Origin of the sequence: Maribacter aurantiacus (genome assembly GCF_005780245.1) — a bacterium.
Classification (GTDB): domain Bacteria; phylum Bacteroidota; class Bacteroidia; order Flavobacteriales; family Flavobacteriaceae; genus Maribacter; species Maribacter flavus.
The window spans coordinates 22,125-43,629 of sequence record NZ_VBUK01000013.1; the positions used below are offsets into that span (position 1 = coordinate 22,125).

21 protein-coding genes are annotated in these 21,505 nt (G+C 42.1%); 5 read left to right on the forward strand and 16 right to left on the reverse strand.

Annotated elements, in window-relative coordinates; all coding sequences use genetic code 11:
• Positions 1-36: 36 nt before the first annotated feature.
• Genes FEK29_RS16220 through FEK29_RS16230 form a run of 3 tightly spaced genes read right to left on the reverse strand, consistent with a single transcriptional unit; the run spans position 37 to position 2,110 of the window.
• Complete coding sequence (locus FEK29_RS16220) at positions 37-1,338, reverse strand: DASH family cryptochrome (RefSeq protein WP_138259492.1); 1,302 nt, start codon at positions 1,336-1,338, stop codon at positions 37-39.
• Positions 1,331-1,480 carry a DUF2256 domain-containing protein gene (locus FEK29_RS16225; protein ID WP_138259493.1) on the reverse strand — a complete coding sequence of 50 codons (150 nt, stop codon included), beginning with the start codon at positions 1,478-1,480 and terminating at the stop codon, positions 1,331-1,333. The genes FEK29_RS16220 and FEK29_RS16225 overlap by 8 nt, the downstream gene beginning before the upstream one ends.
• Positions 1,481-2,110: a flavin reductase family protein gene (locus tag FEK29_RS16230; RefSeq protein WP_138259494.1), complete on the reverse strand. Its 630-nt coding sequence runs from the start codon at positions 2,108-2,110 to the stop codon at positions 1,481-1,483.
• 129 nt (positions 2,111-2,239) lie between these two features.
• Between FEK29_RS16230 and FEK29_RS16235 the strand changes: the two genes are divergently transcribed.
• Positions 2,240-3,595, forward strand: coding sequence for an FAD-dependent oxidoreductase (locus FEK29_RS16235; RefSeq protein ID WP_138259495.1), 1,356 nt, complete (start codon positions 2,240-2,242; stop codon positions 3,593-3,595).
• Here FEK29_RS16235 and FEK29_RS16240 read toward each other — a convergent pair.
• From FEK29_RS16240 to FEK29_RS16250, 3 genes are all read right to left on the reverse strand, one after another.
• On the reverse strand, positions 3,592-3,996 hold the full coding sequence (locus FEK29_RS16240; protein WP_138259496.1) for a DUF4174 domain-containing protein: 405 nt from the start codon (positions 3,994-3,996) through the stop codon (positions 3,592-3,594). The two genes, FEK29_RS16235 and FEK29_RS16240, sit on opposite strands and share 4 nt — an antisense overlap.
• A gap of 68 nt (positions 3,997-4,064) precedes the next feature.
• Positions 4,065-4,844, reverse strand: a complete 780-nt coding sequence (locus FEK29_RS16245) for a zinc ribbon domain-containing protein (RefSeq protein WP_138259497.1) — start codon at positions 4,842-4,844, stop codon at positions 4,065-4,067.
• Positions 4,845-4,846: 2 nt separating this feature from the next.
• On the reverse strand, positions 4,847-5,941 hold the full coding sequence (locus FEK29_RS16250; protein WP_138259498.1) for a Nif3-like dinuclear metal center hexameric protein: 1,095 nt from the start codon (positions 5,939-5,941) through the stop codon (positions 4,847-4,849).
• A 51-nt stretch (positions 5,942-5,992) separates the two neighbouring features.
• Between FEK29_RS16250 and lpxK the strand changes: the two genes are divergently transcribed.
• Positions 5,993-7,000, forward strand: a complete 1,008-nt coding sequence (gene lpxK, locus FEK29_RS16255; RefSeq protein WP_138259499.1) for a tetraacyldisaccharide 4'-kinase — start codon at positions 5,993-5,995, stop codon at positions 6,998-7,000.
• Here lpxK and FEK29_RS16260 read toward each other — a convergent pair.
• The 9 genes from FEK29_RS16260 to FEK29_RS16300 form a co-directional block, all read right to left on the reverse strand.
• Positions 6,981-9,200, reverse strand: coding sequence for a hybrid sensor histidine kinase/response regulator (locus FEK29_RS16260; RefSeq protein ID WP_317129191.1), 2,220 nt, complete (start codon positions 9,198-9,200; stop codon positions 6,981-6,983). The two genes, lpxK and FEK29_RS16260, sit on opposite strands and share 20 nt — an antisense overlap.
• Entirely contained in the window at positions 9,197-10,207 is a 1,011-nt protein-coding gene (gene gap, locus FEK29_RS16265; protein ID WP_138259500.1) for a type I glyceraldehyde-3-phosphate dehydrogenase, read from the reverse strand. Before gap ends, FEK29_RS16260 begins: the two co-directional genes overlap by 4 nt.
• 58 nt (positions 10,208-10,265) lie before the next feature.
• On the reverse strand, positions 10,266-11,141 hold the full coding sequence (gene lipA / locus FEK29_RS16270; RefSeq protein WP_138259501.1) for a lipoyl synthase: 876 nt from the start codon (positions 11,139-11,141) through the stop codon (positions 10,266-10,268).
• A gap of 271 nt (positions 11,142-11,412) precedes the next feature.
• On the reverse strand, positions 11,413-11,964 hold the full coding sequence (locus FEK29_RS16275; RefSeq protein WP_394347776.1) for an RNA polymerase sigma factor: 552 nt from the start codon (positions 11,962-11,964) through the stop codon (positions 11,413-11,415).
• A gap of 26 nt (positions 11,965-11,990) precedes the next feature.
• The gene (locus tag FEK29_RS16280; protein WP_138259503.1) at positions 11,991-12,194 is read right to left on the reverse strand and encodes a membrane or secreted protein; all 204 of its coding nucleotides are present in this window, start codon (positions 12,192-12,194) and stop codon (positions 11,991-11,993) included.
• Between the two features lie 147 nt (positions 12,195-12,341).
• Entirely contained in the window at positions 12,342-13,100 is a 759-nt protein-coding gene (locus FEK29_RS16285; protein ID WP_138259504.1) for an anti-sigma factor, read from the reverse strand.
• Between the two features lie 2 nt (positions 13,101-13,102).
• Complete coding sequence (locus FEK29_RS16290; protein WP_138259505.1) at positions 13,103-13,663, reverse strand: RNA polymerase sigma factor; 561 nt, start codon at positions 13,661-13,663, stop codon at positions 13,103-13,105.
• Positions 13,664-13,867: 204 nt separating this feature from the next.
• On the reverse strand, positions 13,868-14,884 hold the full coding sequence (gene murB, locus FEK29_RS16295) for a UDP-N-acetylmuramate dehydrogenase (RefSeq protein WP_138259506.1): 1,017 nt from the start codon (positions 14,882-14,884) through the stop codon (positions 13,868-13,870).
• A 91-nt stretch (positions 14,885-14,975) separates the two neighbouring features.
• The gene (locus FEK29_RS16300) at positions 14,976-16,166 is read right to left on the reverse strand and encodes a pyridoxal phosphate-dependent aminotransferase (RefSeq protein WP_138259507.1); all 1,191 of its coding nucleotides are present in this window, start codon (positions 16,164-16,166) and stop codon (positions 14,976-14,978) included.
• A gap of 309 nt (positions 16,167-16,475) precedes the next feature.
• Here FEK29_RS16300 and FEK29_RS16305 point away from each other — a divergent pair, with 309 nt between their 5' ends.
• Positions 16,476-17,768: an aspartyl protease family protein gene (locus tag FEK29_RS16305; protein ID WP_240042772.1), complete on the forward strand. Its 1,293-nt coding sequence runs from the start codon at positions 16,476-16,478 to the stop codon at positions 17,766-17,768.
• 140 nt (positions 17,769-17,908) lie between these two features.
• Here FEK29_RS16305 and FEK29_RS16310 read toward each other — a convergent pair whose 3' ends face one another.
• Positions 17,909-18,301, reverse strand: a complete 393-nt coding sequence (locus FEK29_RS16310) for a DUF1573 domain-containing protein (RefSeq protein WP_138259508.1) — start codon at positions 18,299-18,301, stop codon at positions 17,909-17,911.
• 180 nt (positions 18,302-18,481) lie between these two features.
• Between FEK29_RS16310 and FEK29_RS16315 the strand changes: the two genes are divergently transcribed.
• Together FEK29_RS16315 and FEK29_RS16320 are read left to right on the forward strand one after the other, a co-directional pair.
• A complete protein-coding gene (locus FEK29_RS16315) occupies positions 18,482-21,139 on the forward strand; it encodes a valine--tRNA ligase (protein WP_138259509.1) in 2,658 nt (885 codons plus the stop codon).
• 104 nt (positions 21,140-21,243) lie between these two features.
• Entirely contained in the window at positions 21,244-21,411 is a 168-nt protein-coding gene (locus FEK29_RS16320) for a lmo0937 family membrane protein (RefSeq protein ID WP_123803448.1), read from the forward strand.
• The last annotated feature ends 94 nt before the right edge of the window (positions 21,412-21,505 follow it).

Here is a 21,505-nt window from a genome sequence, read left to right on the forward strand (position 1 = left end):
ACGGATTCTCAAAGAGCGAAAACAATGTCTTATAGGTTATTGGTCAAACAAACTTCCTTGTAACCAATGTTTTTGAAATTTTCCATTGGGGTCATAGCGCTCTGCCTGTAATTTGGTGTTGAATTTTCGGTCCCTTGGGTCGTTGCCAACACCACTGTTATACATCCAGTTGCCCCAATTGCTGTGCACGTCATAATCGATGAGCATACTCTCAAAATAAGCAGCTCCAAAGCGCCAATCCTGTTCCAGTTCCTTGGCCCAATAGCTCGCCACATTCTGTCGGCCCCTATTGCTCATCCATCCGGTTTTTTCCAGCTCCTTCATATTGGCATTGACAAAAGCATCGGGGATATTTCCCTCTATCCATTGGTCCAGTTTTGACTGGTCCAGTTGCCAGTCGTACTGCTTGTCCAAAATTCCTTTAAGCCGAAAGATTTTGGGGCCATGTTTTAGGGATACATATTTGAAAAAATCTCGCCATATCAGCTCAAAAACCAACCAATAGGTATCCTCGTTTTTTTTGACCTCTTTCTCAAACTTCTTTACTTGCCAGTAAATCGAACGGGCAGAAATACTGCCGTTTGCCAACCATGCAGAAAGTTTGGAGCTATAGTCCGTACCCACCAAGCCGTTCCTGGTTTTTTTGTAATAGGCCAATTTTTTGGTTTCCCAGAAATAATGGGCAATGCGCCGTAAGGCCTGCGTTTCCCCTCCCTGAAAAGGAAAGGCGGACCTACTGTCCGGTGTCGGTTCCGATAGACCCAGATCTGTCAATGAAGGTAACTTCGTATGGTTTTCCACATAGTTTGTAATGGGGAATATCTTTTCAAAGGAAACTTCAGGACGAACCATGCTAAACTTTTCGCATTTTTTCCTGAATTCGGTAAAAACCTTAGGAATGTTCTCAAACTCCCTGTATGGAATATCCTCTGGATGAAAAAGAAACTGGTCGTAGGTTTCCTCAAACTGTACGGCTTCGCCCACCTCCCTTTTTACCGAATCCGATATAAAAACCTCATCGCGCGTCCACTCTTTCTGGAGATATATTTTATGGACCTGATGTTCTTTTGCCAGTTTTGGGATGTGTTCCGCTGATTTCCCCACATAGACGAACAACGGGATATTGAATTTTTTGAGATTTTCCCGTAATTCCCGCACGGATTCTATTAAAAATTTGGCGCGAAACCGTTCCGTTTTTTTAAAACCGAAATCCCCCTTTTCAAAATAAAGGGTATCGAAACAATACACGCCCATTACCTTTTCCCCTTTACTTGCTTTTAGAAGTGAGGAATTGTCCTGTACCCTTAAATCGTTCCTGAACCAGACTAAATTAGTCATGCAAATTGTTTTTGTTTTTTCTACATTTTTCACTGCAATATCGTACCTCGTCCCAATGTCTTTCCCATTTTTTTCGCCAACTAAATGGAAGTCCGCAAACCGGACAGGTTTTTGAAGGTAAATGTTGTTTTTTATGGGCCATCTATTTTTCTTTTATTGCCTCACTTGGCCGCGCATAAGCGAATCTTTTCAGGAGTTTTGGAAGGGCATAGCCATCCAGACCAATATTGGCGATACTTTCCGCAAATTCTAGGTTGATGCTGCCATCCTCGAACAGGGCTTCATCCGGAAGGTAAATATGTTCTATGGCCCCAATAATCAGGATGCAGCCGTTTTCAGCGATTGTGTATTCATTTACGTAGGAACAGCCCAGTTTAATATGGCTTTCCTTTACATACGGTGCCTGAAATCCGTTGAGGTATTCCTCGGTCAAGCCAGTTTTTTCGAATTCAGATTCGTTATCCCCATATTTCGCCGAGGTTTGATGGCTTTGCTCCAAAATGGACGCGTTTACGTGGTTGATGGTAAAAATGCCCGTCGCCTTCATGTTGCCATAGGTATCCCTGCGTACCGTAAGCGGTCTTAGGATAAAACCAAGCAGGGCAGGGTCGCTCCCAATGTGCGATATGGAATTAAATACCGCCAGATTTGTAATGCCCTCTGGCGATTTTGTACCTAAAAGGTTGCCAGGTCTGTACCCTGTGGAACTATTGATTAAATTTGCCCTAAATCTATTGGGGAGGTTTTTTAAATCCGAAAGATTAAAATACATTCCTTCTTTATTTATGTTTAATAAAATTAAATATTGGCTAAACAAAAACAGTTAATATTAAACTAAAACCTAAATTAATTTCTATTTTACCTTTCCGAATACCGTTAAAATAGACCAAGCATACCATTTATGACCCAGACTAAAAAGAATATTGCCATCATAGGATCAGGGCTAGTAGGCTCTTTATTAGCTATTTATCTTAAAAAGTATGGGCATACGATTACCGTTTTTGACCGAAGACCCGATATTCGTGAGGTGGAATTCTCCGGTAGGTCCATTAATCTTGCCATGAGCAATAGGGGTTGGAAGGCCCTAAGGGAAGTGGGGATAGAAGATGAAATACGTAAAATAGGGATACCCTTGGATAAAAGGGCCATGCATGTTATAGATAAGCCGGAATACTTCCAAAAGTATGGAAAGGAAGGGGAGGCGATTTGGTCCATTTCCAGAGGCGTGCTCAACAAAAAAATGATCGACTTGGCAGAGCAGGCCGGCGTGGAGTTCAGGTTTGAGGAAAAGGTCTGGGACGTGGATTTGCCCAATGCCCAAGTGTTTACCGGAGAAACGGAAAAAGGCGCATGGAAGGCCTATGATTTTGATTTGGTATTTGGCTGTGATGGGGCTTTTTCCCGGGTACGTCACAAAATGCAGAGACGGAGTCGGTTTGATTATTCCCAGGATTTTATCGATGTTGGCTATAAGGAGTTAACGATACCGCCCAATGAGGATGGTTCGCACAAACTGGACAAGAACTCCTTCCATATTTGGCCCAGGGGTCAGTTTATGTTCATTGCAATGCCCAATTTGGACGGTAGTTTTACCTGTACCTTGTTCATGCCATTTGAGGGGGAAGTTTCCTTTGAAAGCATAAAAAAGAAGGAAGATGCCATTCAATTTTTCAGCACCTATTTTCCCAATGTACGTAAGGATATTGAAAATTTGACCCATGATTTTTTCAAGAACCCTACCAGTGCCATGGTAACCATGAAGTGCTTTCCATGGACCTATTGGGACAAGGTGGCGCTCGTAGGCGATTCTGCCCATGCCATTGTGCCTTTTTATGGACAGGGCATGAACGCCGGGTTTGAGGATATTTACGTGTTAAACGAACTCATACGTACAAACGGGGACGATTGGGAGACCATTTTCAGGAACTATCAGGAAGTGCGAAAGCCCAACGCCGATGCTATTGCAGAATTGAGTTACCGAAATTTTATGGAAATGAGCAGTAGGACGGCTGATCCTCTATTTTTACTGCAAAAGAAAATCGAAAAGCGTTTCGCTGAAAAGCATCCAGAGAAATGGATACCGGCATACAGCAGGGTTACTTTTTCAGACCGACCTTACGCCGAGGCCTTGGCCGAAGGTGATTTTCAGGAAAAAATTATGAAAGATATAATGGCAATGCCCAATATTGAGACGATTTGGGATAGCCAAGAAGTCGAGGACAAAATATTGGAAGCCCTCAAGGATTCCTCGCATTAATCGTTATTTCGCATTTCTGCCCTTCTCATTGGCATACCATCGATACGGTCAAAGACCTTTTCCAAATCAAGGGGATAGTCTCCTTTCATTTTGATGCCTCCATCCTTGCCGATCAGGAGATAGCCATTGAATTCAGTAGGAAGGCTGATTTTGTAGCTCATTTTTTGGCCATCTGGAGTTGTCAATTCGTTGTTTCTAAGAAAAAGAACGATCATATCCCTTTCGTCGCAAGCTTCCATTTGGGTAGTCACTTGTTTAAATGCGTTGTTGGACTGGGTTTCCTCCTCAGTGGCATCGGAAAGGATTAGCACCCTATTATTCCATTGGTAATCGGAAAGGTTTTGGGTGTATCCCGTGTTTATGGACATAAGTAGTGTAATTATGGCTGCTAAAATTTTCATCTACAGGAAGATACAAAAAAACCGTCCTTTTGGGGACGGCTTTCAAAACTTTAGTTGCAATATCGCTCTTATAATTTAGCGAAGAGTTTTTGCATCTTTTCCTGTTCCTCGTCTGCCAAGGCAGGGTCTACCAAAATCCGACCACTGTGCTCATCTGTTATAATCTTTTTTCTGGAAGCGATTTCCACTTGAACCTGTGGAGGAATGGTGAAGAAAGAACCACCGGAAGCGCCCCTTTCAATAGGTACCACGGCCAATCCGTTCTTAACATTGCCCCTTATACGGGCGTAGGCTTTTACCAAACGTTCCTCAATCAAATCCTGATATTTCAAGGATTCTTCCAAAAGCGCTTTCTCCTCTTTTTCGGTCTCTGCCAAAATAGCGTCCAATTCGCCTTTTTTATGCTTTAAGTGCGCTTCACGCTCTGCCAACTTCTCTTTGGTATCGGCAATCACTTCTTTCTTCTGCTCTATCTGTGCCTTGAATTCCTTAATGTTTTTCTCAGCAAGCTGGATTTCCAACTCCTGGAATTCCAATTCCTTGCTTATGGAATTGAATTCACGGCTGTTTCTTACATTCTTTTGCTGCTCATTGTATTTTTTTATCAAGGCTTTTGCCTCCTCAATAATGTTTTTCTTGGCGCCAATTTCATAATTGATGGTTTCCAAATCGGTCTTAAGCTTATCCAATCTTGTTTTTAGGCCAAGCACATCATCCTCCAAATCTTCCACTTCCAAGGGTAGTTCTCCACGTACATTCCTTATTTCATCTACTCTGGAATCAATCAATTGAAGGTCATACAACGCCCTTAACTTTGCTTCTACAGACGATTCTTCTTTTTTTGCCATATTTAAAAATACTTGATAGGATTTGTTATACTTTCCGATAAACGGATTGCAAAATTAGGAATTTTTTTCGTAAGATAATCAACTAAAAGGTTTTTTGTAAACTGCTCAGTTTCAAAGTGTCCAATGTCCGCAATGACCATTTTATTTTCGGCTTCGTAAAACTGATGGTATTTAACGTCGGCCGTAACGAAAACGTCGGCTCCCGCGGCTTTTGCGGCTCCTATGGCAAACGCCCCGCTTCCCCCTAAAACCGCCACTTTTTTTACGGGTGAATCCCTCAAATTGGAATGTCTTACCACTTGGGCCTTCATCGTCTTCTTAAGGTGTTCCAAAAAGGATGTTTCCGACATGCCTTCCTCAAGTTCACCGATCATTCCCATGCCTATCTGTTGATTTCTGTTCTCCAAGGAATATACTTCATAGGCCACTTCCTCGTACGGGTGGTTTGTCATCAAAGCATCCAAAACATTTCGTTCAGAGGACCTTAGGTAGGTCACATGGACCATTGTTTCCCTTTCAGAATGCGTCTTTCCAATTTCTCCTATCGTTGGATTACTGTTTTCGCCCGCTTTATAACTTCCTGTTCCTTCAAGCGTAAAACTACAATGGCTGTAATTGCCGATATTTCCGGCACCCGCTTCAAAAAGTTTTTTCTTGAGCTTCTCCGCTTCGGCCACTGGAACATAGGTGGTGAGTTTACGGATTGTATCCTTTTTGGGTATCAGTATCTCATTATTGATAAGGCCCAAGACCTCACATATTTTGGCATTGACCCCGTTAAAGGAATTATCTAGGGCCGTGTGGATGGCATAAATCGCGATGTTGTTCCGAATCGCCTTTAATACGGTGCGCTCCACATAGTTTTTACCGGTTATCTTTTTTAATCCCCCAAAAATAATGGGGTGAAAACTAACGATGAGGTTACAATCCTTGGCAATTGCCTCGTCCACTACACACTCCAAGGTATCCAAGGTCACCAAAATTCCGTTTACCTCCATGGCACTGTCGCCTACCAAAAGACCGACATTATCAAAATCCTCCGCGTGATCCAAAGGGGCAAGTTCTTCCAGAATTTGGGCAACCGATCCAACTGTCATTTTCAATGAATTATAAGGTTTTCAAAGATAAAATATTATAATTTCGTTCTAATGCAACTCTTGAGAAAACTTCTGTTCCCATTTTCCTTTATCTATGCCCTCGTGGTCCATTTACGGAACTTCCTGTACGATAAAGGTGTTTTTTCATCCCAAAAATTTGATGTTCCCATTGTTTGCATAGGGAATTTAAGCGTTGGCGGAACTGGGAAGACCCCAATGACGGAATTCCTTATCGAACTAATGAAGCCTCATTATAAATTGGCCGTGCTGAGTAGGGGTTACAAGCGCAAATCGGATGGATTTTTATTGGCCGATGAACATACGACCGTGGAGGCACTGGGCGATGAACCTTATCAGATACATCAAAAGTTCCCCGGTGTAGCCCTTGCCGTTGATGCCAATAGGAGGGAGGGAATCCGGTTATTGTCCGATGCCGTAAAACCTCAAATGATTATCCTTGACGACGCTTTTCAACATAGAAAGGTCAAGCCCCATTTTTCCTTTTTATTGACGCCGTATGGGGATTTGTATACGGATGATTGGTATCTGCCCACCGGTAATTTGAGGGACAGCAAAAAAGCGGCCCAACGTGCGGATATTATTGTTGTTACTAAGTGTCCTTCGAAAATAACAAAGACCGAGCAAGGTACAATTTTGGAAAAGCTAAAACCACATAAACATCAGGTCGTTCTTTTTAGTTTTTTGGATTATGAGGATGCCTTTCACGGACTATCGGAAAAGATGGAAGTTGAGGCCCTGCAAGGAAAGGAAATCACCTTGGTGACAGGAATTGTCAACCCTGCACCCTTGGTAGCTTATCTAAAATCCAAGGGTCTCGCCTTTGAGCATTTGGCGTTCAAGGACCATCATTTTTTCAACCAAAAGGAAATCGATTTGCTGAACCGGAAACAGTTGATCATCACTACAGAAAAAGATTTTGTACGGTTGCGAAATTGCGTACCGAACCTGTATTATCTGCCTGTAATGCATCGGTTTATGGGCGACGGTAAGCGTATTATCTTTGATGCCCTTACCAAACTTATGAAAGGGAGGTCCTAACTTTTTTATCAAAGATATTTTCCCCTATTTTCTGATAAAAGATTTCGGGCTTAAAGGGCTTTGTTACCACATCGTTACACCCAGCGGCGTAAAAGCTCTCCACGCTGTCGTCCAGAGAGATGGCCGTAAGTGCAATGATGGGGGTGGTTTGGTTGAACTTTCGAATTTGGATGGTCGCTTCCTCCCCACTAATGCCCGGCATGTGAATATCCATTAATATGGCATCATACTCATTTTCCTTGGCGAGTGCAACGGCCTCTTCCCCGCTACCTGCAATATCACAGCTGATTTCCTTTTTGTTGAGCATTTTCTTGGTAATCACCTGATTGATCTTGTTATCCTCTACCACCAAGATGTGAAGTCCCTTGAAATCATATTCGCCTTTGGTAATTTCAAAAGCAATTTCATCCTCCAGTTCTTCCTTACTTTTCATATCGATCTCAAAACTGAAGGAACTTCCTTCACCCAGGTTGCTCTCCAGCTCAATCTTACTCTCAAAAAGGCCCAAAAGACTTTTTACAATGGTAAGTCCCAATCCGGTACCACCGTATTCCCTATTTATCTGAATGGAGCCTTGCTCAAAGCCATCGAAAATACTTTGCTGTTTTTCTTTGGAAATACCAATTCCGTTGTCCTTTACTTCAAAATAAAGGGTGACATCCTCCCCATTTTTCTCCTTGAGTTTACAGATGACCTCCACGATACCCCCACGGGTAAATTTTATGGCATTGCCAATAAGGTTCATAAAGACTTGGGAAAGCTTCAGCGGGTCGCTCATCAAATGATTTGGAATCTCACTATCATAATCCAAAATCAATTTTGTCTTGTTTTCCTTGGCACTCTGTTGCAGGGAATCCATCACTTCATTGATGACCTTTTTCAGATTGAACTCCATGTGCAAGGGTTCCAGTTTATTGGCATCGATTTTATTGATGTGAAGAATGTCATTAATAAAGTTCAGGAGATAATCCCCGGAAAACTTCAAGGCCTTTAAGTGCTCTTTTTGATGTTCGGCGGGGTTCTCTTCCAGTAAAAGATGGGTAAGCCCGGTTACGGCGTACAACGGTGTGCGCAATTCATGGCTAACCGTTGATAGGAAGTTGGTTTTGGCCTCCATGGCCTGTACGGCCCCATCCCTGGCTACTTGCAGTTCCCTATTTTTTGTCTGTAAAAGGTCGTTCGTCTTTAATTTGATCTGATTGTTTCTATATAGGGAAACGGCCAATAAAGAGATTATAATAAGAAATGCGGAGGTTAAAATCGCCGTTAGCTCAGAACGGTTTTGGGATTCCTTCAATTCCTGAATGGTATTTTGTTGTCGTGCTATTTCCTCGGTTTTGTAATCGTCCCTAATTTTATCCGCTGTTTTTGCCTCGACACGAACTTTTTCTATTGTGAACAACGAATCTTGAATGTCCAGTAAGTTTGTGCTATTCGCTAAGGCCTTTTCATAGGCACCCAATTTTCTATAGACTTTTGCCAGCAGGGCATTCGCCTGTCTAATTTCGGAAAAGAAACCATTGGTATTGGCAAGGGCCAGGGCCTCTTCACCATTTTTGGCACTCTCCTCAAAATTCTCGGTCTTAAAATGTAATTCTGCCAGTCCTAAATAACCCCGTGTGGACAGGTAGTCCTTTTCATAAATATCGGAGTTTACCACCAATGAATTCAGGTTTTTTGCGGCACTCTCATATTTTTCCAACCTCAGGTAGATCAATGCTTCAGTCAGTAAAATGTTGTTGAAAAAATTTCTGTCGTTATTGAGTTGTTTTGCCTCGTTCAACATAAACAAGGCCTGATAGCTTTGATCCGCCCTAAAAAGTAAGATCGCTTCAATATATTTGTGAATGGCATCACCATAGGGGTAAGCAATATCGGCAAGTAGTACACTGGTTCGGTCCCAATAAAATTGAGTGTCTTTTTCCCTATCCAACTTTAGATAGAGAATTGCAAGCTCATGGTAACAATCGATCAGCCCTTTTATATCCTCGTCCTTTTCGGCTTCTTCCGCTGCTCTGTCCAATGTTTCAAGAGCCTGATCAATTTTGTTCTGATTCCTGAGTCTTCGCGCCTCGTCAAAATAAGGATCCATATCCCTTACGGGAACCGAATCTTGGGAATGGAGGGATAATCCCACTATTAAGAAAGCAAAAAGTGGTAGTAGCTTTAAAAGTTTTTTATGAAAGTATGTCTTTCTCAAATGTACTTTTTAGTTACCATTAAGTGTATGAGGTCGATAATTCTACTACTGTACCCTGTTTCATTATCATACCAACCAATAATTTTGACCATTTTTCCAATAACGGAGGTCATTAGTGAATCAAACGTACAAGAATAAGAACTATTGTTTATATCAATGGAGACTATGGGGTCTTCCGTGTAAAAAAGTATGTTGCTTAGTTCATTTTTTGACGCTTTTTCAAAAGTATCATTAATTTCCTTTATTGTGGTATTTCTTTTAACATTGAAGGTAATATCTGTCAATGAACCGTTTGGGACCGGTACGCGTATACCACAGCCGCCAATTACATCTTCCAAATCCGGAAAAATGCTGGTCAAGGCTTTAGCCGCTCCTGTGGTCGTAGGGACGATGGATTGACCCGCCGCCCGAGCCCTCCTTAAATCCTTGTGGGGCTGATCGTGAAGACTTTGGTCCGATGTGTAGGAATGGATGGTGGTAATATATGCCTGCTCTATGCCGCAAAGATCATTGATGACCTTGATCATTGGGGCCGCGTTGTTGGTTGTACAGGATGCGTTGGATATAATTTGGTCTTCCTTGGTCAAGACCGATTCATTTATACCATAGACCACCATCTTTATATCCTGATCTGCGGGTGGTACAGAAAGAATAACCTTTTTTGCACCGTTTTTAATGTGATGGGATAAAGTCTCCTTGGTTTTGAATTTCCCCGTACTTTCTAGGACCAAATCTACTTGGTCCTGACCCCAGTCAATATCTTTTGGATGAAAATTGTTCGTTAAGGCTATTTTAGTTCCGTTTACGATCAACGTGTTTTCTTCAAAAGCTACCGTGCCTTTAAATACACCGTGAATACTGTCGTATTTGAGTAAATGGGCAAGCGTTTCTGAGTTTGCGAGGTCGTTTATGGCAACGATCTGTAGGTCTGGATAGTTTTGAACGAGTCTGAAAAATGTTCTGCCAATTCTCCCGAAACCATTGATTCCTATTCTGATTTTTCTCATTGTTACCCCAATTTAACCGAAATCTTTCTAGGTCTCAACGTCTCCAAGAATATACGTTTTAATGAATATGTTTATGCGCCTTGTAGGAAGATCGAACCAAAGCCCCGCTCTCTACATGTCTAAAACCCATTTTCAGTCCAATTTCCTCGTATTTTTTGAATTGGTCCGGGGTAATGAATTCCTTTACCGGAAGGTGTTTTTTGGAAGGCTGTAAATACTGTCCAATAGTCACCACATCTACATTGGCATCCCTTAGATCGCGCATCGTCTGGATAACCTCTTCTTCCAATTCTCCAAGCCCTAACATGATGCCAGACTTTGTCCTGTTCACACCATTTGCACGCAAATATCGTAAGACTTCCAAACTACGCTCATATTTTGCCTGTATCCTAACCTCGCGTGTCAACCGCTTTACCGTTTCCATATTATGCGAAACAACCTCGGGGGAAACTGATATAATTCGGTCCAAATGTTTTTCAATTCCCTGAAAATCTGGGATCAATGTTTCTAAGGTTGTTTGGGGATTCATTCTTCGAATGGCTTTAACGGTTTCCGCCCAAATAATCGAACCCATATCTTTGAGGTCGTCCCTGTCCACGGATGTGATAACGGCATGTTTTATACCCATAATCTTAATGGAACGCGCTACTTTTTCCGGCTCTGCCCAATCTACATTTTCCGGACGTCCTGTTTTAACACCGCAAAAGCCGCAGGACCGTGTACAAATATTACCAAGGATCATAAAGGTCGCTGTACCCTCGCCCCAGCATTCGCCCATATTTGGACAACTACCGGATGTGCAAATGGTGTGCAAATCATATTTGTCCACCAAACCTCTAAGCTGGGTATATTTCTTTCCGGTAGGTAGTTTAACCCTTAACCACTTTGGTTTTCCTTTGGGAGGAGCTACATTTTCTTTAACTGCTTCGGACATGCAAATTTTTTTTACAAATATACGAAGTAAATAGTCTAAAGTTCAATCTTGAAAGGGGTGTGCCATATTCTTACTGAATGGCCCATATGCCAATAATCCCGGATTATGCACTGGAAAAGCTGTTACCGTTAAAAATCGCCTCAAAATAAAACGTTACGCTGTATTTTCAATATTACCATAGCGGTGCTATGCCAAAATTTCCAAATCACATTATTTATGCTTTTTATCTTCACGACGCGCTCCTAATATATATATTTCGGGATAAACGGAACTATCTTCTGTTGCGTATGATTTCGGCCAGTAGCTTTTTGGCCCGAAGAATTTTCACCTTGATATTGTTGATGGGTTCGTTCAGCTTCTCTGCGATATCGGCATAACTAAGTTCATTGAAATAGCGAAGGTTGATAACCTCCTGATAATGGGGTTTCAAGCTTTTGATATCCCGAAGCAAATCGGCCAAATTCTGTTCTTGGATGAGTTGGTCCTCCATGGAAAGCGCATCGTCATGTACTCCTTTTATGGCATCATCGTTTCGTTGCGAATCCAGAAGACTTTTCTTCCGCTTCCTGACCAAATCAATATGAATGTTCTTTGATATAGTTATCAGCCAAGTTTTAAATGAGAATCGAGGGTCGTACGTATTAATTTTGTCAAAGGCCTTGGAAAATGTCTGTATGGTGATATCCTCGGCGTCATTTTCGTTTTCGGTGCGTTTTAGCTGAAAACCATAGACCTCATTCCAAAACCTATCCAGTAATCTACTGAATGCTATCTGATTACCTTCTTTGGCCTTAATGATAATGTCATGAACGTCCTCTGTCAATATGATGGTAAAAATTTAATGGGCACCTAGGAGGTCACGGCCTCCTTTTTGCAATCCTGTTCCTCTGGAAGTTTACCGCACATGCCACATGCTTGGCCATCCTTGTTTAAATAGGGACTTTGGCTAGCGCACGTTCCGGCGAACTTCCCGTCCTTCTTGGCCCATATTTTTATGGCTATGCCAGAGATAGCCAATGCTAAAAGTCCAACGGTAAGGAGTATAAGTTTCATGTATGTGCTTTTATTGTAGATCCTGATTTCTAACTGAAGAACTCTTGGATTCCAATAGTACAGGATCCTGATTTTTTAATCCGTTACAAAGGTAAAAAAATAAAGCCCCAATTTGGGGCTTTAAGACTACTTTATAATATGGGCACATCAGTATGCGATGTTTGCCACAATATTGTCCACCGTAGGGATTTCATTGCCACCCTGGGGCTCAATGGTGATGTAGCCCATCGCATTTTCAGCATATGGAAGTGCCAATAATTTCTGACTATCTCCTGCCTCTTCAATAATGCCCAGGTTCAACATTTCGCCATTCACCTCGGCCCACATTTGGAAACACTGGTTTTCCGGTAAATTAGGGAGGTTGCTTACATTGATATAGGACAATTTTTTAACAGGATTTATATATGCGACCGCCTTCAGTTCCTTCGCTTTTTTATTTCCGTTAACATTGAATTTTCTTGTACTTGGATTGTTTAGTACAATGAATTGGTTTCGAACATCTTCCAATTGTTGTTTCATATCCGCTTCCAACAATTTTATCTTGTTGCTTACCATGGAATTTTCTTCCTGTAAATTCTGGTTTTGGTCCCAGAAGAAAAAGGAAGATCCCGCGAAGATCATTGCCACGATACTGGCCGCGATCGCAAACCTGAAGAATTTTTTCCTTCCCACCCGTTCTGACTTTATGCGGGCGGTAATTTTTTCCTTCAACCCTTCCGGGGATTTGATGGCATGGAGCTTTGCAAAAATCTCCAAACTTTCCTGTAGTTCATTGTAAGCTTCCCGTACCTCAGGATACATGGCAATGTACTGCTCTACCTTTGAAGCCTCCAAATCTGTGGTAGTCCCAAGAAGATAGTTTTCCAGTAAATCCGTTTCCAAGAACTTTTTAATTTTATCCTTCATAACTATATCATATTTATGAGAAGCAAAAGCACTGCAGGGCCATAAACTTTCCTCAATTCGCGTAATCCAATTTTCAATCTGGATTTAATCGTTCCAAGGGGAATCCCCAATTCTTCACTGGCCTCTTGTTGGGTCATTCCCTGAAAAAACAAAGCGTCCAGGACGATTTGATACTTTTCCTCGATCTTGTCCAGATGTTCTTGAACATCCATGAATTCAGGTCTTGTACTTTCAATTCCTAAATTATATACGTCTGAAACGTCTATTTGGATTTCCTTATCGGTTTTTGTATTTAAACTTCTTAATTTATCAATGGCGGTATTTCTGGTTATCCTGAACAGCCAAGTAAAAAGTTTTGCTTTGGTGGGGTCGTAGGAATCGGCTTTTTTCCAAATTTTAACGAAGCTTTCCTGTAAGACATCCTGGGCCAACTCCTCGTTTCTAAGTACCTTATTGGCAACCCCCAAAAGTGTGTCCCCGTAATTGTCGTACAATAGGGAAATGGCCTTGTCATTCCGCTCCTGCAATAACTCAACGATATGTTTTTCAAGTAGTATGCTCATAGCCTAGCGGGGATGCTTAATTTTTTGTGGGGTGCAAGATCCAAGGTAGGTTGTTCGTCCGTATATCCATAAACGCTAATTTATAAAATTGATTGCTAAAGCGGCGTTATCTAAAATATTATCTTATAAGTGAGCAGCTGGTAACTGCCACTTAGTTTTTGGTTAGTTTGGTTTGGTATAGCCCCTGGGATTTTATTTCAGGGGTTATTTTATGAGATTGACTTCGGGCTCAATGGTAATACCGAATTTAATTCGTACTTCCTCAATAATCATATGGGCCAAGTTTAATATATCGTTTCCGGTCGCGCTTCCATAATTTACCAAAACCAAGGCCTGTTTCACGTGCACTCCCGCATCCCCAAAACGTTTCCCCTTGAAACCACTTTGCTCAATCAGCCATCCAGCCGGAATCTTATAGGCTTCTTCCGAAACTTTATAAAAGGGAGCCTCCGGGTATTTAGCGATGAACTCCTCAAACACTTCTTTGGATATTACGGGGTTCTTAAAAAAACTTCCGCTATTACCCAGTTCCTTGGGATTTGGTAATTTACTGTTTCTAATAGTTATAACCGCGTTGGAGACGTCCTTTATGGTAGGTGATTTACAATGGTTTCTTTCCAATTCTTCGTTTATGGCACCGTAACTGGTATTTATAGCATGGTTCTTTTTGGTAAGCCTTAGTATTACCGAAGTAATTACATATTTATCCTTGCCCTCATTTTTGAAAAATGAATCCCTATACCCAAACCGACAGTCTTCTTTTGAAAAATATACCAATTCTTGATCGGCCCTTCGTATGGCTTCGCACCCCACAAAAACATCCTTTAATTCAACCCCGTAGGCACCTATGTTCTGTACGGGCGCGGTTCCCGTATTTCCGGGGATCAACGACATATTTTCCAGCCCACCAAAATCCCGTTCCAAGGTCCATAAAACCATTTCATGCCAGTTTTCACCGGCCATCACTTTAAGTTCAACACGGGAATCATTTTCATTTTCGATAAAAATGCCCTTTATGTTGATATGGATGACCAAGGCATTGATATCCTGGGTTATCAACATATTGCTGCCTCCGCCCAAAATAAACTTGTTTGGATAGGAATTGTCGGCCAAAATCCGCTGAAGTTCCGCTACCGAATTTATTGCTACAAAGAACCTCGCCTTGGCATCGAGGCCAAAGGTATTGTAGTCCTTTAGGGAATAATTTTCGTGTATTTGCATGCTTTGTAATTTAGGTCAGCAATTGGCTTATTGAACACATCCTTATTACCAATGTGCGGATGGCAATAATGATTATTCAAAGAAGGTTTCCCTAACAGATATAGGTTTTAAGGGCCTCGCCCAAGATATGAACCGCCCTTTTTAGGGAGGCCTGGTCCAGTACATAGGCTATCCTAATTTGGTTTCTGCCCAGTCCTTCCGTGGCATAAAAGCCTGCTGCCGGGGCAACCATGACGGTTTCGTTGTTTACCCTAAAGTCCTCCAATAACCATTGTGCGAAATCATCCGCGTCCTCAATGGGCAATTCCGCAATGCAATAGAAAGCGCCCTGTGGTTTGGCCACTTTTACTCCGTCCAATTTTTCAAGTTCGGAAATCAAAAGATTTCTACGGGCAACATACTCGGTCTTAACTTCGTCAAAATAATTTTGAGGGGTTTCCAGGGCTGCCTCACTAGCTATTTGCGCATAGGTCGGCGGGGAAAGTCGCGCCTGCGCGAATTTTATGGCCGTTGAAATCACTTCCTTGTTCTTGGAAACCAAAAAACCTATTCTGGCCCCGCACATACTGTATCTCTTGGAAACGGAATCCACGATAATTCCGTGCTGCTCCAAAGAAGGTTCCTGCAAAATTGAATAATGCTCCTTGTCATCATATACAAATTCCCTGTACACCTCGTCGGCAATAAGGAATAAATCATGTTTGAGAACGATTTTGGCCAGTTTCCTAATTTCCTCCTCGCTGTAAAGATATCCCGTAGGATTCCCCGGATTACAGATGAGGATGGCCTTTGTTCTTGGGGTAATCAATTTCTCAAAATCCTCAATGGGAGGTAGCGCGAAATTGTTTTCCAATTTGGATACTACGGGAACGACCTTCACGCCACTTGCCGTGGCAAAACCGTTATAATTGGCGTAAAATGGTTCGGGGATTATGATTTCGTCATCGGCATCGGCAATGCTGCCCATGGCAAAGGCGAGCGCTTCGGAGCCCCCTGTGGTAACGATGATATCATCGGCAGTGACCGATATTTTATTTTTTTGGTAATAGGCCGCCACTTTTTCCCTGTAAGCTTCTGAGCCTTCGGTTCGGCTATATTCCAAAACATTCAGTTGGTTATTTTTTACGGCATCCAAGGCTATTTGTGGCGTTTTGATATCCGGTTGCCCTATGTTTAGGTGGATTACGTTGGCACCTTTTTTCTTGGCATTTTCCGCAAAGGGGACCAATTTTCTAATGGGGGATTGCGGCATCGCAAGCCCTTTTTGGGAAATTTTAGGCATGTCAAATACTTTTTGACAAAAGTGGCAAATGATTGGGGAATCTACAATATATGGGCTGTTTATTTATTGGTAATCATAATCGGTAAACAAATACTAGGCTTCACTCACTATCCATTCATTATTGCCGATGGATTCTTCGTGGATTTGCCCCTGGGTAGATAACCCATTAAATCTTTCCTTTCCGAAGCTAGTAAGTTTTTGTGAAATGTTAAAATATACCGATGTGGTGAATAATTCCGTATCTTAATGTTGGTCAAACTATTGGAAACGAACATGTTAATAAGGCGCTTGAAATTTTTGTTGCTATTGATGGCACTGCCCATAATTGGTAGTGCACAAGGGTATTCGTTGCCCGAAGATCAAAAGTTCGAAAAAATTCGGTTCCAATTGATCAATAATTTGATCATTGTCCCTATCGATGTTAATGGTACGGAATTATCGTTTGTACTAGATTCTGGGGTCAGTACACCTATTTTGTTCAATCTTTCCAATCAGGATTCCCTAGAGCTAAAGAATGTTTCCGAAATCACCATCAATGGGCTTGGCGAAGGGGAACCGATAAATGCCTTGAGTTCCCAAGGAAATTATTTTAAGTTGGGCAACGTCCGAAATTTTTCCCAAAAACTATATGTTGTGATGGACGCAGGTATCAATTTCTCCCCAAGCTTGGGCGTTCCCATTCATGGCATCATCGGTTACGATCTGTTTAGGGATTTTATTGTGGACATCAACTATTCTGCCAATACCATTAAATTTTATAACCCCGAAATTGATGCGCCAAAATTGGGAAATAGGTATGAGACCTTACAAGTTGAGGTTGTTAACAGAAAGGCCTATATGGATGCCACCGTTTCGCTGAAGGGTGTGAAAGCTATTCCTGTAAAAATGTTATTGGATACCGGTAGTAGTGACGCTATTTGGCTCTTTGAGGACGAACGTATCCAATTGCCCAAGGAATATTACGAGGATTATTTGGGAAAAGGTCTCGCCGGGGACATCTATGGAAAAAGAACCAAGGTGGAAGGAATCCAGATTGGGGGTTTCGAACTATACGATGCAAAGGCCGCATTCCCGGATATGCTGTCTTTTAGCACCATCAAGGACTTGGGCAATAGAAATGGTAGTTTGGGAGGGGAAATATTAAAGCGATTTAACATCGTATTCGATTATCCCAACGGAAAAATCAGTCTCAGGAAAAATTCGAATTTCAAAAAACCTTTTCATTATAACGTAAGCGGTATTGATCTGCAACATGTCGGAGTTCGTTATGTTTCAGAAAGGATTGCCGATGTTAACGGTATCGTTGAAAGTAGCGAAAGGACGTACGGAAACGTTCAGATTTTGTTGGAAGGCGCCACCCGATTGAGCCTTGTCCCAGAAATTGTGGTTTCCGGTATCAGGTCCGGTAGTCCGGCACATTCCGCTGGTTTACAGGAAGGGGATATTATTTTGGCCGTGAACGGCAAGCGAATCCATCGATATAAAATCCAGGAAATAATGGAGATGCTCAATGAAAAGGAAGGCAAGCGGGTGAAGGTGCTTGTGGAAAGGGCCAATAACAATTTGTTGTTCAGTTTTGTGCTCAAGGACCTTTTCAAGTAAACTACTTTGAGGAAGGTCTTTTAGGCTCTTGCAGTTTACGAATGTTTCATTGCTTGTAAAACCTTGAGGAATAAATCCTTAGGCCTTTCCAATAAAAAAGCCCTCTTTTGGGGAGGGCTTTCAAATTATTGGGAAGCGTACTACTTAGTTCCGCTAGGAGCCTTTACTTCTCCCTTAATTTTCAAAATCTTTGTTGGAGTCTCCGCATTTGAAGTAACGGTTATCGCTTTTCTAATGGGGCCAACACGATTGGTGTCATATTTTACCTGGATTTCCCCAGTTTTTCCTGGCATGATGGGATCTTCCGGTTTTTTAGGGATGGTACATCCACAGCTTGAACGCACATCACTAATGATCAAAGGCGAATTTCCTGTATTCGTGAATTCGAACACCCGGACGCCGTCCGAACCTTTTTCGATTTCACCGTAATCCACGGTTTCCTCCTTAAACTCAATTTTTGCCGCGCTATCCTGGGCTTTTAGACTCATTCCAAGCAATCCGACAAATAATACAAGTACAATTTTTTTCATCATTCTTAATTTAGGATGAATCTCAAAATTAATTCTTTTCAGAACAACTCCAAAATCCTTTTGTTATACTCTAACGTTACTTATTTTTGTTTCGTATTTTAATCGTGGAAAAACGGTACGGATCTTTGAAAATCCATTCCGTTTTATTTTTTCCACCCAATGTATTTCAAAAACTGTTCCAAAATGGAAATAGCCTCTAAGTATGAGCCGCATCAGGTTGAAAAGCGCTGGTATAACTATTGGATGAAACACAATTACTTTCATTCCACGCCAGATGACAGGGAACCCTATACCATCGTTATTCCGCCTCCAAACGTAACCGGGGTGCTGCATATGGGGCATATGCTCAATAATACCATACAAGACGTTTTAATACGACGTGCGCGTCTCAAAGGGCGCAATGCCTGTTGGGTACCGGGTACGGACCATGCCTCCATAGCAACGGAAGCCAAGGTAGTGGCAAAACTTAAGGAACAGGGAATCCATAAGAACGAGATATCCAGGGAGGAATTCTTGGAACATGCCTGGGACTGGACCCATGAATACGGCGGGGTCATCCTGGAACAGTTAAAAAAACTGGGATGCTCCTGTGACTGGGACAGAACTGCTTTTACCATGGACAAGGAACGCCATGACAGTGTCATCAAGGTATTTGTGGACCTTTTTGAAAAAGGACTCATCTATAGAGGTTACCGAATGGTCAATTGGGACCCTGAGGCCAAAACTACCCTCTCTGACGAAGAGGTCATCTATGAGGAAAAACAGGGGCTTTTGTATTTCTTAAAATATACAGTTGTCAATGAAGATGGCACCTCTCCTTCGGAGGGGCTGGGGGAGACCGTTACTATTGCTACCACAAGACCGGAAACTATCCTAGGTGACACCGCCATCTGCATCAACCCCAATGATGAACGTTATGCCCATTTAAGGGGCAAAAAGGCCGTTGTACCGCTTTGCAATAGGGTAATTCCAATCATTGAGGATGAGTATGTTGACATAGAGTTTGGAACCGGATGCCTAAAAGTGACCCCGGCCCACGATATAAATGACAAAGCGCTGGGAGAAAAGCATCATTTGGAAACCGTTGATATTTTTAATGACGACGCAACTCTGAATTCCTATGGTCTGCATTATGAAGGCAAGGACCGATTTGTAGTACGGAAGGAAATCGCCAAGGAATTGGAGGAAAAGGGCTTTTTGGTCAAGACCGAACAGCATTTGAACAAAGTGGGAACTTCAGAACGTACAAAGGCGGTCATAGAGCCCAGGCTCTCCGATCAGTGGTTCTTAAAAATGGAGGAATTGGTAAAACCTGCCATAAGGGCAGTTTTGGAGTCGGACGATATCAAGTTTTTCCCTAAAAGGTTTGACAATACCTATAGGCATTGGATGGAGAATATCCGTGATTGGAACATTTCCAGACAGCTTTGGTGGGGGCAACGCATTCCCGCCTACTATTTTGGGGATGGACAAGATGATTTTGTAGTGGCCTTTGATGCCGAAGTTGCATTGGATAGGGCCCGGGAAAAATCAGGGAATCCCAATTTGACCATGTCCGATTTAAAACAGGATGAAGACGTGCTGGATACTTGGTTTTCTTCCTGGTTATGGCCCATAAGCGTGTTTAATGGCATTCTTGACCCAGAGAATGAAGAGGTCAAATACTATTACCCCACCAATGATTTGGTTACGGGGCCGGACATTCTTTTCTTCTGGGTAGCCCGAATGATCATTGCAGGATATGAATACAGGGATATTAGGCCTTTTGAAAACGTATATTTTACAGGCCTGGTCCGTGATAAGCAACGTAGAAAGATGTCCAAATCCTTGGGCAACTCTCCCGATGCTCTAAAACTTATCGAGGAATATGGTGCAGATGGGGTGAGGGTCGGACTTCTATTAAGCTCCGCCGCGGGCAACGATTTAATGTTCGATGAGGACCTATGCCAACAAGGAAAGAATTTTGCAAATAAAATCTGGAACGGATTCCGACTCCTAAAGGGTTGGGAAGTGGCCGATATTCCCCAGCCCGAAGCCTCCAAAATTGGCTTAGACTGGTACAGGGCGAAGTTCAACCAGACCTTGCGGGAAATTGAGGACCACTTTGGTAAATACAGAATCTCCGATGCTCTCATGGCCATTTACAAAATGGTTTGGGACGATTATAGTTCGTGGTTGCTCGAAATTATAAAGCCGGCCTACCAACAACCGATCGATAAAAAAACCTTCAAGGCCGTCATCCAAATTTTTGAGCAAAACCTCAAATTATTGCACCCTTTCATGCCGTTTTTAACGGAGGAAGTCTGGCAGCATATTTCGGAGCGGGACCCTTCCCAAGCTTTGATCATCTCAAAATGGCCGGAACCCTATACCGCTGATGAAGACCTTATTGGTCAATTTGATTTTGTTACGGAGGTAGTCGCCGGTATCCGAACCATACGAAAGGAAAAGAACATTCCCATGAAGGAAAGCTTGGAACTATCGGTTTTGAATGAGGAAAATTTGGTTCGGGATTGGGATTCCGTTATCGAGAAGTTGACAAATCTTTCTTCCATTTCCTATGTGGATAAAACGGTGGACGGAGCTTTGTCCTTCAGGGTGAAATCCAATGAATATTTTATTCCGATGAGCGGAGCCATTGATGTGGAGGCCGAAAAGGCCAAAATTGAGGACGAATTAAAGTATATAAAAGGATTTCTGACATCGGTACAGAAAAAACTTTCCAATGAGCGATTTGTAAACAACGCACCTGAGCAGGTGATCGAAATGGAACGTAAAAAACAAGCCGATGCCGAGGCCAAGATAGAAACCTTGGAAAAAAGCCTCGCCAGTTTGGGTTAAAAGTACCTCGTTTGCCAACCAAATGGGTTAATAATCATAGTGTTAAAGGACGATAGTTGATTCATTATCAGCTAATTTCCATTCAAATCAAAAACACTAAAATTATGAAAAGTCTATTATGGTTAGTTGCAGTTATTTGTATCATCATTTGGTTGCTGGGTATGTTGGGCGTGGTGCCAGGCTTGGCAACAGGTAGTTTGCTTCATATCTTGTTGGTCATTGCCGTGATCGTAATTCTGTACAATATTATTTCAGGTCGAAAACCCTTATAAGATTTCACTTAGAATTAAATAAAAACCAATCCTAGTTCTAGGATTGGTTTTTTGTTTTACCGACTGATTCCTAGGTGGAATTTAGAATAAATTA

What these genes read in the sequence shown, in the direction of transcription:
- lipA (WP_138259501.1), bottom strand. Translation starts at nt 11,141, where the DNA reads ATGTCCGAAGCAGTTAAAGAAAATGTAGCTCCTCCCAAAGGAAAACCA.
- FEK29_RS16305 (WP_240042772.1), top strand. Translation starts at nt 16,476, where the DNA reads ATGGCACTGCCCATAATTGGTAGTGCACAAGGGTATTCGTTGCCCGAA.
- FEK29_RS16290 (WP_138259505.1), bottom strand. Translation starts at nt 13,663, where the DNA reads ATGAGCATACTACTTGAAAAACATATCGTTGAGTTATTGCAGGAGCGG.
- FEK29_RS16310 (WP_138259508.1), bottom strand. Translation starts at nt 18,301, where the DNA reads ATGATGAAAAAAATTGTACTTGTATTATTTGTCGGATTGCTTGGAATG.
- FEK29_RS16225 (WP_138259493.1), bottom strand. Translation starts at nt 1,480, where the DNA reads ATGGCCCATAAAAAACAACATTTACCTTCAAAAACCTGTCCGGTTTGC.
- FEK29_RS16300 (WP_138259507.1), bottom strand. Translation starts at nt 16,166, where the DNA reads ATGCCTAAAATTTCCCAAAAAGGGCTTGCGATGCCGCAATCCCCCATT.
- FEK29_RS16320 (WP_123803448.1), top strand. Translation starts at nt 21,244, where the DNA reads ATGAAAAGTCTATTATGGTTAGTTGCAGTTATTTGTATCATCATTTGG.
- gap (WP_138259500.1), bottom strand. Translation starts at nt 10,207, where the DNA reads ATGAGAAAAATCAGAATAGGAATCAATGGTTTCGGGAGAATTGGCAGA.
- FEK29_RS16280 (WP_138259503.1), bottom strand. Translation starts at nt 12,194, where the DNA reads ATGAAACTTATACTCCTTACCGTTGGACTTTTAGCATTGGCTATCTCT.
- FEK29_RS16315 (WP_138259509.1), top strand. Translation starts at nt 18,482, where the DNA reads ATGGAAATAGCCTCTAAGTATGAGCCGCATCAGGTTGAAAAGCGCTGG.
- lpxK (WP_138259499.1), top strand. Translation starts at nt 5,993, where the DNA reads ATGCAACTCTTGAGAAAACTTCTGTTCCCATTTTCCTTTATCTATGCC.
- FEK29_RS16245 (WP_138259497.1), bottom strand. Translation starts at nt 4,844, where the DNA reads ATGGCAAAAAAAGAAGAATCGTCTGTAGAAGCAAAGTTAAGGGCGTTG.
- FEK29_RS16230 (WP_138259494.1), bottom strand. Translation starts at nt 2,110, where the DNA reads ATGTATTTTAATCTTTCGGATTTAAAAAACCTCCCCAATAGATTTAGG.
- FEK29_RS16250 (WP_138259498.1), bottom strand. Translation starts at nt 5,941, where the DNA reads ATGACAGTTGGATCGGTTGCCCAAATTCTGGAAGAACTTGCCCCTTTG.
- murB (WP_138259506.1), bottom strand. Translation starts at nt 14,884, where the DNA reads ATGCAAATACACGAAAATTATTCCCTAAAGGACTACAATACCTTTGGC.
- FEK29_RS16235 (WP_138259495.1), top strand. Translation starts at nt 2,240, where the DNA reads ATGACCCAGACTAAAAAGAATATTGCCATCATAGGATCAGGGCTAGTA.
- FEK29_RS16220 (WP_138259492.1), bottom strand. Translation starts at nt 1,338, where the DNA reads ATGACTAATTTAGTCTGGTTCAGGAACGATTTAAGGGTACAGGACAAT.
- FEK29_RS16285 (WP_138259504.1), bottom strand. Translation starts at nt 13,100, where the DNA reads ATGAAGGATAAAATTAAAAAGTTCTTGGAAACGGATTTACTGGAAAAC.
- FEK29_RS16240 (WP_138259496.1), bottom strand. Translation starts at nt 3,996, where the DNA reads ATGAAAATTTTAGCAGCCATAATTACACTACTTATGTCCATAAACACG.